12 protein-coding genes are annotated in these 12,211 nt (G+C 62.8%); 7 read left to right on the plus strand and 5 right to left on the minus strand.

The annotated features are described in order from the left end of the window. Window positions 1–43: 43 nt before the first annotated feature. The gene (locus tag AC5ZG5_RS36135) at window positions 44–421 is read left to right on the plus strand and encodes a VOC family protein (RefSeq protein WP_130230162.1); all 378 of its coding nucleotides are present in this window, start codon (window positions 44–46) and stop codon (window positions 419–421) included. 202 nt (window positions 422–623) lie between these two features. Here AC5ZG5_RS36135 and AC5ZG5_RS36140 read toward each other — a convergent pair whose 3' ends face one another. Genes AC5ZG5_RS36140 through AC5ZG5_RS36150 form a run of 3 tightly spaced genes read right to left on the minus strand, consistent with a single transcriptional unit; the run spans window position 624 to window position 4,225 of the window. Then, window positions 624–2,882, minus strand: a complete 2,259-nt coding sequence (locus tag AC5ZG5_RS36140; protein ID WP_456645540.1) for a xanthine dehydrogenase family protein molybdopterin-binding subunit — start codon at window positions 2,880–2,882, stop codon at window positions 624–626. Next, window positions 2,879–3,361, minus strand: coding sequence for a (2Fe-2S)-binding protein (locus AC5ZG5_RS36145; protein WP_456645541.1), 483 nt, complete (start codon window positions 3,359–3,361; stop codon window positions 2,879–2,881). Before AC5ZG5_RS36145 ends, AC5ZG5_RS36140 begins: the two co-directional genes overlap by 4 nt. Window positions 3,362–3,364: 3 nt before the next feature. Then, a complete protein-coding gene (locus AC5ZG5_RS36150; RefSeq protein WP_456645570.1) occupies window positions 3,365–4,225 on the minus strand; it encodes an FAD binding domain-containing protein in 861 nt (286 codons plus the stop codon). A gap of 338 nt (window positions 4,226–4,563) precedes the next feature. Here AC5ZG5_RS36150 and AC5ZG5_RS36155 point away from each other — a divergent pair, with 338 nt between their 5' ends. From AC5ZG5_RS36155 to AC5ZG5_RS36180, 6 genes are all read left to right on the plus strand, one after another. Beyond that, on the plus strand, window positions 4,564–5,181 hold the full coding sequence (locus AC5ZG5_RS36155) for a PilZ domain-containing protein (protein WP_130229021.1): 618 nt from the start codon (window positions 4,564–4,566) through the stop codon (window positions 5,179–5,181). Window positions 5,182–5,514: 333 nt separating this feature from the next. Next, the gene (locus AC5ZG5_RS36160) at window positions 5,515–6,141 is read left to right on the plus strand and encodes a transglutaminase-like cysteine peptidase (protein WP_130229022.1); all 627 of its coding nucleotides are present in this window, start codon (window positions 5,515–5,517) and stop codon (window positions 6,139–6,141) included. A gap of 1,230 nt (window positions 6,142–7,371) precedes the next feature. Beyond that, a complete protein-coding gene (locus AC5ZG5_RS36165; protein WP_456645542.1) occupies window positions 7,372–8,904 on the plus strand; it encodes a coiled-coil domain-containing protein in 1,533 nt (510 codons plus the stop codon). A 70-nt stretch (window positions 8,905–8,974) separates the two neighbouring features. Further along, window positions 8,975–10,018, plus strand: coding sequence for a TAXI family TRAP transporter solute-binding subunit (locus AC5ZG5_RS36170; protein WP_456645543.1), 1,044 nt, complete (start codon window positions 8,975–8,977; stop codon window positions 10,016–10,018). Between the two features lie 89 nt (window positions 10,019–10,107). After that, window positions 10,108–10,656 (plus strand): hypothetical protein, encoded by a 549-nt coding sequence (locus tag AC5ZG5_RS36175; RefSeq protein ID WP_456645544.1) that lies wholly within the window; start codon window positions 10,108–10,110, stop codon window positions 10,654–10,656. Further along, window positions 10,631–11,245 (plus strand): DsrE family protein, encoded by a 615-nt coding sequence (locus AC5ZG5_RS36180; RefSeq protein WP_456645545.1) that lies wholly within the window; start codon window positions 10,631–10,633, stop codon window positions 11,243–11,245. The genes AC5ZG5_RS36175 and AC5ZG5_RS36180 overlap by 26 nt, the downstream gene beginning before the upstream one ends. 159 nt (window positions 11,246–11,404) lie before the next feature. On the opposite strand, the gene rpsU is transcribed toward AC5ZG5_RS36180, so the two are convergent. Then, window positions 11,405–11,692: a 30S ribosomal protein S21 gene (rpsU, locus tag AC5ZG5_RS36185; RefSeq protein ID WP_130229026.1), complete on the minus strand. Its 288-nt coding sequence runs from the start codon at window positions 11,690–11,692 to the stop codon at window positions 11,405–11,407. A gap of 178 nt (window positions 11,693–11,870) precedes the next feature. Beyond that, on the minus strand, window positions 11,871–12,080 hold the full coding sequence (locus tag AC5ZG5_RS36190; protein ID WP_028163216.1) for a cold-shock protein: 210 nt from the start codon (window positions 12,078–12,080) through the stop codon (window positions 11,871–11,873). Window positions 12,081–12,211 lie beyond the last annotated feature (131 nt).

Genomic DNA, 12,211 nt, shown 5'->3' on the forward strand with positions numbered 1-12,211 from the left:
GCCGCAGCGGAATGAACGTCGCGCAACGGGAGGGACAGGTAGAATGTTCTCGCATGTGATGATCGGAACCAACGACCTCGACAAGTCCAAGGCGTTTTATGACGCGCTGCTCGGCACGCTCGGCGTGAGGCCGGGATTTGTCGACCGGCATCGGGTGTTCTGGCGCACGAAGACGGGGACGTTCTCGGTGTCGAAGCCGATCGACGGCAAGGCGGCGACCTTCGCCAATGGCGGAACGATCGGCTTCAATGCGGAGTCGCCCGCGGCGGTCGATGCATTCCATGCAGCGGGACTTGCCAATGGCGGCACGACCTGTGAGGACCCGCCCGGCATCCGCGAAGGCAACGGGATGAAGATGTATATCGCCTATCTGCGCGATCATGACGGCAACAAGTTGTGTGCCGTGCATCGGATGCCGTGAGGTTGATGGGTTTCGCTTCCGCTCTACCCATCCTACGCGCATGATAGCCGCAGCGTCATTGCGAGGAGCGCAAGCGACGAAGCAATCCATCTCTCCACAAGCGGTGAAATGGATTGCTTCGCGGAGCCTGTCATGGGGCCGCGCTATGCGCCGACCCGGTGGCTCGCAATGACGGTGCGAGCGGATTGACCGCCCTCCCCAGCTACTCTGCCGCCTGCTGCACCGGCTCGTCCAAACCCGCGAGCACCTTCGGCGGGGACATCGGCAGGGCGTAAAAGCGCTTGCCCACCGCGCGGTAGATCGCATTCGCTACCGCCGCCATCACTGGCACCAGCGGGACTTCGCCGACGCCCTTGACGCCTTGCGGGTGTTTTGGGTTCGGGACTTCGACCAGGATGGTGTCGAGCATCGGCAAATCCGAGCAGACCGGCATGCGGTAGTCGAGGAAGCCGGGATTATCGACCTTGCCGTCGCTGCGGTAGATGTATTCCTCGTTCAGTGCCCAGCCGATCCCTTGCGCGACGCCGCCCTGGAGCTGGCCTTCGACATAGCCCGGGTGGACGGCGCGGCCGACGTCCTGCACCGCTGTGTAGCGGATCACGCGGGCGATGCCGAGTTCGATGTCGACTTCGACGTCGCAGATGTGGGTACCGAAGCCGCCGTCGGCGCCTTGGGTGTTGAGCTGCACGCCGGCGCCGATCGGGCCACCCTGCATGGGGGCCTTCTCGGCGAGCTGTTCGAGCGTGAGCGGCTCGAATTGGCCGGCGTTCGGGCTGGCAGGATGCGCGGCGCCGTTCTCCCATTTCACCGCTTCGGGATCGATCTCCCAGATCTTTGCGGCGCGTTCGCGCAAGGTGTTGATCACCTTCTCGGTCGCCTGTGTCACCACCATCGAGGAGGCAAACAACACGCGGCTGCCGCCGGTGAGATTGGAGAAGCCGACGGTCTGGGTGTCTCCGATGATGACGGAGATGCGGCGATAGTCGATGCCGAGCAGTTCGGCGCAGACATTGGCGATGCCGGCGCGCGAGCCGCCGATGTCAGGATGGCCGGTGGTGACCACGACGTTGCCGTCCTCGGTGATGTTGACCTGCGCCGAGGATTCACCGCCGGCGTTGAACCAGAAGCCGGAGGCGACGCCCCTGCCCTGCAGCTTGCCTGTTGGCGTGCTGTAATGCGGCGAGTTCTTGGCGGCTTCCAGCGTCTCGATATAGCCGATGCGGGGGAAAACCGGGCCGTGCGCGGCCTTGGTGCCCTGCCTGGCCGCGTTCTTCAGGCGGAAGTCGAGCGGGTCCATGTTCAGGCTTTCGGCGACCTCGTCGAGCACGCATTCGACCGCATAGGCGCCGATCGGCGCGCCGGGCGCGCGATAGGCCGCGACCTTGGAGCGGTTGGAGCAGACATCAAAGCCGACCGAGAGCACGTTCGCGATGTCGTAGGGCGCAAAGCTGCAGCCCGCGGCACCGCGGATCGGCGAACCCGGGAAGGCGCCGGCCTGCAGATAGAACGTGCCTTGCGCGGCGACGATGGTGCCGTCCTTCTTCGCGCCGATCTTCACTGTGCTCTTCGAGCCTGACGTTGGGCCGGTGGCGCGCATCACCTCCTCGCGCGTCATCACCATCTTGACCGGGCGGCCGGATTTCTTGGCGAGCAGCGTCGCCAGCGGCTCGAGATAGACGATGGTCTTGCCGCCGAAGCCGCCGCCGATCTCGGCGGGGATGGCGCGGATGTCGCTCTGCGGGATGCCAGATAGCATCGACGTCATTGCGCGGACCATGAACTGGCCCTGGCTCGAGCTCCAGATCGTGGTCTTGCCGTCGGCGGTGACCGAGATCAGGCAGGCGTGCGGCTCGATATAGCCCTGGTGCACCGGGCGGGTGGTGAAGCTGCGCTCGATGATGATATCGGCCTGTTTGAAGCCTTCGTCGATGTCGCCCTTCTTGTGCTCGAGGGTGCCGACGATGTTGGAGGGCTTGCCTTCGAACGTGTTGAACTCGTGCAGGATCGGGGCGTCAGGCTTGATCGCATCCTCGATCTCGATCGAGAAAGGCAAGACCTCGTAATCGACCTCGATCAATTCGCAAGCCTTTGCGGCGATCGCCTCGGTGGTAGCGGCCACCGCGGCGACGGGGTGGCCGGGGAACAGGGCCTTGTCGCGGGCCATCACGTTGCGGCACATCCAGCGCATGTCCTGGATGCCGAGCATCACAGATTTATCCAGCGGGAAATCGACGACGTCGCGCGAGGTGACGACGGCTTTCACGCCCGGCAGCGCCTCGGCCTTGGAGGTGTCGATCGAGCGGATGCGCGCATGCGGGTGCGGACTGCGCAGCACCTTGCCCCAGATCATGCCGGGCATGGTGGTGTCGGCAGCAAAGGCGGCGCGTCCCGTGACCTTGTCGACGCCATCGGGACGGATGGTGCGCTGGCCGATCCACTTGTTGTTGACGACAATGTTCATTGCGCGGCCTCCCGGATTTCAGCGGCGGTCTCAAGCACCGCGCGAACAATCTTGTCGTAGCCGGTGCAGCGGCAGAGATTTCCGGCGAGCCAGAAGCGGACTTCCTCCTCGCTCGGGTGCGGGTTCTTGCGTAAGAGCGCCTCGGAGGCGACCAGCATGCCGGAGGTACAGATGCCGCACTGCAGCGCGGCCTGCTCCAGAAACTTCTCCTGCAGCGGATGCAGGCGGCCGCCGCGCGCCATGCCCTCGATGGTCCTGATCTCGCGTCCCTCCGCTTCGGCGGCGAGCATCAGGCACGAACAGACCAATCGATCATCCAGCGTGATCGAGCAGGCGCCGCAATCGCCGGAGGCGCAGCCTTCCTTGGAGCCGGTGAGCGCGAGCTGGTTGCGCAGCGCGTCCAGCATGGTTTCAAAGGGCTCGCAGAGGAATTCCAAGGGCTCGCCGTTGACGGTGGTGGAGACGTGCAGCTTTGCCATTTGTCATTTCCCTTGCGCGCGTTCTGCGGCGATCTTCACGGTGCGCTTGAGCAATACGCCCGCGATTTGGGTGCGGTAGGCGATGGTGCCGCGCTTGTCGTCGATCGGACGGCAGGCGGCACGGCAGGCATTGGCGGCGGCGTTCAGCGCGGCGTCATCGAGGCGCGAGCCGATCAGCGCCTGCGCCGCCGGCGCGACCAGCAGCGCGGTCGGCGCCACGGCGCCTAAGCCGACGCGGGCGTGAGTGCAGACGCCGTCCTTCAGTGTCAGGCTGACGCCGCAACCGACGACTGCGATATCCATCTCGGTACGCGGGATCATGCGGAGGTAGGCGTCGCCGGAGCGAGGGGGGCGCGGCGGCAGCGTGAAGGAGACCAGGATCTCACCCGGCTTGAGACTGGTGCGGCCGGGGCCGGCGGGAACATCGTCCACCTTCAACTCGCGGCGGCCGCTTGGGCCCTGCACGGTGACGACGGCGCCGGCAGCGATCATCGCCGGGACGCTGTCGCCGGCCGGCGAGGCGTTGCAGAGATTGCCGCCGGCGGAGGCGCGGCCCTGCACCTGGGTGGAACCGATCAGGTTCACCGCCTCCAACACGCCGGGCCAAATCTTGCCAAAGCGCGGATGCTCGGCCAGCACGGCGCCCGGCACCGCAGCGCCGATGCGGAAACCGCCATCGGAAAGTTCTTCGACGGCAGTGAGTTCTTTGACTTTCTTGATGTCGACGATCAGACCCGGTTGCACCGCGCCCGAGCGCATCTGCACCAGGAGATCCGTGCCGCCGGCCAGGATACGCGCGGCGCTGCCCGCCGCGGCATAAGCGCCGACCGCTTCATCAAGCGTCCGCGGCGCGACGTATCGGATATCGGTCATGCTCGTGTCCGATGCCTCCCTCGTTCTTCGTTGCCTGCCCTCTACGGGGCCTCGCGAGCAGACTACACGCCGGCTTGCCATCGGAACAGCCTCCGAGCCCGGACGAAGTGGCGGGCCCCCATGCGCAAAGAGAATTTGCATATGAGTAAGCCGCCGCCTTCACACAAAACGGTCACGATCCGCGCGGTCGCGAGCGCTCGCCGGCGGCGCGGATTGCGCCCATCGGTCGCGTGCGTGCCCATACTTGATGCAACCGCGGCTAACCGCTCATTAACCCTGTCAGCCGTAGGGTCGTGCCGCGCCGGAAGGCCGGTTGTCGGGTGGCGGTGATGTCGTTTGCACAAAAGAAACCTACGGTCTTCCCGGCACAGGAGGAACGGCGGCGCTTCCAGCGCGTCAAGGTGCACCTGCTCGGCCGCTACATGCTGCCCGATCGGCGCGAATTTCCTTGCCAGATTATTAATATGTCTCCCGGCGGGCTCGCGCTGCTGGCGCCCGGCATCGGCAATGTCGGCGACCGCGTGATCGCCTATCTCGACCATATCGGCCGCGTCGAAGGCAAGATCACCCGCATCATCGACAACGGCTTTGCGATGACCATCGTCTCGACGCCGCGCAAGCGCGACAAGCTCGCCGCGCAGCTCACCTGGCTCGCCAACCGCGACATCCTCAATCTGCCGGAAGACCGCCGCCACGACCGTATCGTGCCGCGCAATCCGATCGCGCTGCTCACGCTGGAGGACGGCAGCAAGATGACCTGCCGCATCATCGACCTCTCGCTGTCGGGTGCTGCGATCGCCGCCGAGAACCGGCCGCCGGTGAAATCGCTGGTGATGCTCGGCCGCGTGCAGTCGCGCGTGGTGCGAAACCTCGACGACGGCTTCGCGCTGGAGTTCGTCCACGAGCAGGCCGCCGAGACGCTCGAAGACGCAGTTACCGCGCGGTAAAGCGCGCGAGGCTCAAATCCCCTGATTTTCAGCTCGAACGAGGCGGCATCCGCGATGGCGGACGCCGCCTTTGCCTCGTCTGGCGCCCACTGCACGCGGTTAACGCGGGCGGATTTGGAGACGCAAAAGACCTTCTGGCATAGCGTCAGGATGTTAACGCGTAAAATTTGAATCAATTGCAGTTGTCTCGAATTTTAGTCGAGTTTTCTTCAAGTATAGATCGAATTTGCTGCTAGCTTTACTCGCATTCACGTCAAATTACCTTTGCTGACTTAGCCGCACCGCAAAACCTTTGTGCGAAACGTGGTCCCAACGAGAAAAACGGGGGCCACAATGGTTTTCAGGGGACAGGGGAAAGGATGGGCGGTTGCGGCCATCCTGTTCGGACTAAGCGTCACTACCAGCGTCGCGGCGAAAGCGGGCGACGTGGTCTATGCCAGCCTCGGCGACACCACGCGTTCGCCGATCGGCTGGGTCGAATTCTGCGCCGACAATCCGGTCGATTGCCGCGGCGGCGCGACACAACCGCGCGACATCGTGCTGTCGCAGACGGCGTGGCGCGATCTGCTCCGGGTCAACAAATGGGTCAACGAGACCATCAAGCCGATGACCGACATGGATCATTGGGGCGTGATCGAGAAATGGTCGTTGCCGACCGACGGCTACGGCGACTGCGAGGACTACGTGCTCTTGAAGCGCAAGATGCTGATCGATGCCGGCTGGCCGCGCGAGGCGCTGTTGATCACGGTCGTGCGCGACAAGAAGGGCGAAGGCCACGCGGTGCTGACCGTGAAGACCGACAAGGGCGAGTTCATCCTCGACAACCAGAACGAGGACGTCGTCGCCTGGACTGCAACCGGCTACCGCTTCGTCAAGCGGCAGTCGCAGAGCGACCCTAACGTCTGGGTCTCGCTCGGCGACAACCGCCCGGCGGTCGCCACCGCCAGCTCGCGGCAATAAGGGACCATCGAACACGCGACCCGGTCACATCCCCACCCCTCCCCGTCCCAGACCGGTTCGCGCGCGGCCAGGCTTCCCCCAAAGCCTGGCCGCACCTTTTTGGCCCGCACGTGTGTAACGATCACGAAACAATCGGTACGGGTGACGAAACCGTTTTCCGGTTGATCGAAATTCTGCGGAAACGGGCGCGGACTATGTTGGTGTCGGGTGCTGGAGAATGACGATCAGAAGGTATTGCGGGGACTGCTTTTTGAGGTGCGCCATGCGTGAAGAATTTGCCTCTTACAGCTTTCTCGCCGTCACCATTGCCGGGATCGTCCTGTTGTGCTCGGGCCTTGTTGCGCTTGCGCTGACATGATTGGCGCTGGCCGCCTTGGCTCGGGGGTCGATGGCGCCAGCTAGATGCGTCTGCCCCCCGTGCCAACCATCGCCGTGCGAACCCGTGCTTTGATGCTGCCGGACTCAACCAGGCGGCTTGGCGGGCTTGCGCACGATAGCGCCTAGCTGAGGCCGCCATTGATTGCAGGAAATGACCGCTTGTCCCGCGAAGACTGGCGGTCGCAATTCCTGATACGGCCAGCCCAATAAAAGCAACCTTCGGGGTGGCAATATTTATTACCTCTTTCTTTTCATTAAACAATTAAATGCTATTTTTATAATAATAAACGCCAACCGACGGAACTTTGGTTTCACGGCAATATATCTGGCGGCGCACCTTTCCGTTGGAATTCCAAGGCTCAGTCAGCGGCCTGAAGCCGCCAAGCCGGCGTCCGGACGCACAGCTCAGCAGCCCACGCCGAGATCTGCGTGATTTAATTTGACTTTAAATTATATTTAAATGATGTTTTTCTCCTTGCGACATTAGGGGTGCCGCGACCGCTCGAATTGCTGCGGCGACAGTCCGATTGCACGTGGTCTGATTGAATACGAAGACATGCGAAGGCGTCATACATGCGCCGGCCAATTGATACTGCACCAAGGGACGGACAGGATATCTGGGTCGAGAGTGCGACCGGGGCCTTTGATGTCGCTCATTGGTCACGTGAAGCGGGCGAATGGGTTTGGAAAAATGGGCATCCCATCAGAATCGCGCCAGCGCATTGGTACCCGATAACCGAGGATGTGTTTCAAGACGATCGATCGAGCGGTCGGCTCCAGATCGGTCGTGCGAGCCAATGGTTAGCGGGTTCTTTGATCGCCGCAATCCTCGTTGCGGCTGCGCTGATCGGTGTGTTCGACCAATTCAGCGGAACCGAAATTTCGAAGACGGTCGAAGCCGGGCGCGCCGTCGGGCTGAAGCCTGAGGTCGCCGGGTGGCAAACGCTCGTTCAGCGCGGAACGACGGCAGTCCTCATGCAGGAGACCGATCTTTCACGACAGGAGTCGTTGGCGGGCACAGTGCAGCGTCGCCAAGCACTCGACGATGAGACTTCGTACAGGGACGCACCGGCGGGCGGGCCTGCGGCGGCCACGTCCGCGGAATTGCAGCGGTCGCTTGACCAAGAACGCGACAGATCCGCCGCACTGACAGCCGAACTCACAAAAGTCCGCGGCGACCTGGAGACGATGCTGGCGCTGTCGAGCAAGTTTCAGCACGATGCGATACAGCGCTGGGAGGCTGCGGAAATTGCAGCAGAGGAGCTGCGCCAGTCGCTTCAACAGGAACAGGCCCACGCCGCGGCGCTTGCGAACGAACTTGCCGGAACGCACCGCGAGACCGAGACCCGGGACATACAGTCGCCCAACCCTGACGATGCGACCGCGCAACAGACACAGACGACGGAGCGCGAGATCGCGGAACTGCGACAGTCGCTGCAGCAGGAGCAGGAAAAGACCGCCGCCCTCACCCAGGAGGTCAGCGCGGCGCGGCAGGCGATGACGGCGAGCGCCGAGCAGCAACGCCGCGCGCTCGACGAGGCGCAGATGCGTGCCGCGGCACTCGCGAGTGAGCTTGCCGGAACGAGCAGCGAGATCGAGACCAAGGCCGCGCAGTCGCAGAAGGCAGTTGATGAAGCCGTCCAGCAGAAGCAGACGGCGGAGGCTACCATCGCGGAACTGCGGCAATCGCTGCAGCAGGAGCGGGAAAAGACGGCCAGTATCGTGGAGGAGGCCAAGACCGCGCACGCGGCAACGGCAAGCGCCGAGCAACAACGTCGCGCGCTCGAAGAGGCGCAGGCCCGCGCCGCGGCGCTCACAAACGAACTTACCGGAACGCGCCGCGAGATCGAGGCCAGGGACGTACAGTCGCGCAAGGCGAACGATGCAGCCGCGCAGCAGAGACAGGCAGCGGAGCGAGAGATTGCGGAACTGCGGCAGTCTCTGCAGCAGGAGCGGAGCAGAACCGAAGCCATGGCACGGGATCTTGCATCGACGCGGCGCCCCGTCGATGAGCGCGTAACCGTGGGCCGCGCAACTGAAGGCCCGCTGGTGCCGGTGACACAGACCGTGGCAGCCGCCGTATCGGAGTCCCCAACGGCCGCAGACCAGGACAAGACGGAGGCGGCCCGATTGATCGCGCGCGCCAGTGCGTTGCTCGGCCAGGGCAATATCGGCGCAGCAAGGATAGTGCTCGAGCGTGCCGCCGAGAACGACAATGCGCGGGCAAGTTTTATGCTCGCGGAGACATATGATCCCGCGGTTTTATCCGCCTGGGGCACCTATGGAACACGCGGCGAAGCGGCCAGGGCGCGAGAGTTCTACGCGAAGGCACACAGCGGCGGTATTCGCGAAGCCAAGGACCGGCTCGACGCGTTGCCCCGGTGAGCGGATGAGATTGTTGCGTTCCACATGATGACGCTGGCTGCTGCAGTTGGTGATCAAGAGGGGGACTGACATGAACACACTGTCAACGCCACGCTCGTTGCTCCTGCTCGCCGCGCTGGTGCTGGCCGCCATGATGCTTCAACCGGCTGACGTGGACGCACAGACCGCGCAACCCTCGAAGGGCAATGCACAAGTGGTTCGACGGTCCTTGCCGCCGGGGACCGAAAAAGACCGCATGAACGCTTGGACCGTCGGGCTCGCTGGCGGCTTGCTGGAGGGAGCACCAATTCGCCTGGCTGCGGAAATGGCCCGCGTCGTCGATGACGGAGCAAACATGCATCTGCTACCGATCGTCACCCGGGGCGCCACCGAGAATCTGAACTCGCTGCTCTATCTCCGCGGCGTCGATACCGCGATCATCAACTCGGACGCGCTCGAAGAGTACAAGATTCAAGTGCCGCAGATCCGAAACCGCATCACTTACCTGCTCAATCTCTTCCCGTCCGAACTGCATATTTTCGTCCGACCGGAAATCACAGGCCTGCAAGATCTCGCCGGCAAGAAAGTGAACTTCAACACGAAGGGCACCGCGGCCGCCTATTCGGGACCGCTGATCTTCAGTCGTCTCGGTATCGAGGTCGAGAAGACGTTCATTCCCCATCAGCTCGCCCTGGAACAGATGCGCAAAGGTGAGATGGCGGCGGTGGTGTTCATCACGTCGAAACCGGTCGACGCCTTCGTGCGCGGGCGCTGGGAGGCAGGATTCAGGTTTCTCCCGGTCCAATACGACAGCAAGTTCGAGGACTACTACCTGCCCGCGACACTGGAGACAAATGAGTATCCCAATCTGATCAAGCAGGGCGAGCGGGTGTCGACGATCGCGGTGCCGACCGCGCTTGTCGCGTTTAATTGGCCGCCGCGGTCGAACCATTATCAACGCGTCGCGCGCTTCGTCGACTACCTGTTCTCGCGAATAGACCGCCTGCAGGCGCCAGGCTTTGACCCGAAATGGCAGTCGATCAATCTCGCAGCGACCGTCCCCGGACTAACCCGCTTCCCGGCCGCGCAGGAATGGCTGAATCACAAGGCGCGCAGCGCACAGGCGCCTCCATGAAGGCCGCTGCTTTTCCCCTCGCCGTCACGTTCAAAATGGCTTGCAAAATGGCTTGCGGCATCGCCTACGCTCAAAGCACGAACGATCCGATGATAAATCTTCGGGCGTGCTCGGTGATGGAGGGGCCGGCCCGGCTACAATGTCTGGACGATCTATCACGTAAGATAGCGCCGCCTGGTCGCCCGGCGCCGTACGACAACTGGCTGCTCAGCGAGACCACATCGCCGGTGGACTATTCGCCGATCGTCACCGCCGCCACATCCGCTCGCGGTGAGTCGGATAGCACCGCGATGCAACTCGCGATCCACTGCCGCAAAGGCCGCACCGAGCTCGTGCTCGCAGGACCGGCGGTATCAGGCCGTGCCGAGGAATACACCATCTCCTACCGCGTCAATGCGAATCCGCCGGTGCAGCTTGCGGCCGCCTCGCCATCATTCGGGCCCGGTGCCGCTTTCCGGGGTGACGTCGTGCGCCTGCTGCAATCGTTGCCCGAAGAGGGCGACATCGCCGTCCGTCTTTCCACCCGCACCGGCGCGGCTCAGGAGGCGCATTTCCTGCTCGGAGGATTGAAGACTGTGCGCGAAAAACTCGCGGCGGCGTGCAGATGGCCACATGCCGTCGCCAGACCAGGCGACTGATGGTCGTGGGACAGGGAGAAGCAAGATGATCAGAATTGGAAATCTGGCGGTAGCAGCCATTGCCAGCTTGGCGATGTCGCTCCTGATCGCGCCGACCACGCAAGCGCAGCCAGACGATCAGGTGAGGCCGCAAGCAAGTAAGCAGTACCGGCTGAGCACGCAGAAGCAGGCGAGCAAGCAGAAACTGGTGCTGATGACAAAACCCACCGAGATCCCCAAGAAGCCGCATCAGCTCCTGCTGCAGGTCAATTCCAACGACCCTGCGATGATGAATCTCGCACTGAACAATGCGACCAACGTCGCGCAATACTACCGCAATCTCGGTGAAGACGTGTCGATTGAGGTTGTCACATTTGGCCCTGGCCTTCACATGCTGCGCGATGACACCTCTCCGGTGAAGGCGCGCATCGAGGGGCTCGCAATGAGCAACCCGGAAATCTCCTTTAAAGCCTGCGGCAATACCCGGGAAAACATGCGTAAGGCGGAGAACAAGGATATCAATCTCGTTCCACAGGCGACGATTGTGAAATCCGGCGTCGTCCGCGTCCTGGAGCTGCAGGAACAAGGCTGGAGCTACGTCAAACTGTGAGACACCGTCTTGCGTTGACGTGATCGCCGCCCCGGGGCCACCGCTCACACACTCCATCGTCATGCCCCGCGAAGGCGGGGCATCCAGTATCCGGCGGCCTCTCGGCTCAAGCTCAGTCGCCTCTGGCGTTAGCGGACGATGATCCACCTCGCCCGCTTGTCAGGTCCCTCGCGTGCCGCCAGTAGTGGCGGGCAGCACTTGCGGATGCTTGCTCGGGACTCTTTCCTTTTTAGGTGGCGCGGCAATGAGCCCCTCGCGAATGGCCTGTTTCCGAGCAAGCTTGCGGGCACGACGCACGGCGTCAGATTTCTCCCTGGCCTTCTTTTCCGAGGGCTTTTCGTAAGAACGACGACGTTTCATTTCCCTGAACACGCCCTCGCGCTGCATCTTCCTCTTCAGAACTCGAAGCGCCTGGTCGACGTTGTTGTCGCGAACGATTACTTGCACGGTTATTGCTCCATCAGAGTTGCTGCGCCAAGTTGGCCGAAGTCGCGGCAGCCGAAGCGTTACGACGACTCCGTCGAGGTAAATCCCGACCATCTAGCACGCGCAAAAGCCCGCTCAATCCCGAGATCGAGCGGGCTGCACAGTCATCCCAGCACGTCCGTGGAATGACGAAAGCTACTTACGCCAGCGAGAGGTTCTCGGCGCTGACCTTGCCACGCTTCGGGTCGGTCTTGACTTCGTAGTTCACTCGCTGCCCCTCAGCGAGTCCAGAAAGCCCGGCCCGCTCGACCGCACTGATGTGAACGAACACATCGTTTCCGCCGTCATTGGGCTGAATAAATCCAAAACCCTTTTGCCCGTTGAACCACTTCACCGTACCTGTAGCCATAACATTTCTCCAAAGCGCAAACGCGCGTCTCGCGTGCATTCGCACGAATCCCGAATTCAATCCGACGATGTCTCTGGAAAAGGGCCGCCTGGACCATTCAACAAGGCACAACGGCTAATCGAACGACAACA

Source organism: Bradyrhizobium sp. Ses1, assembly GCF_059512365.1.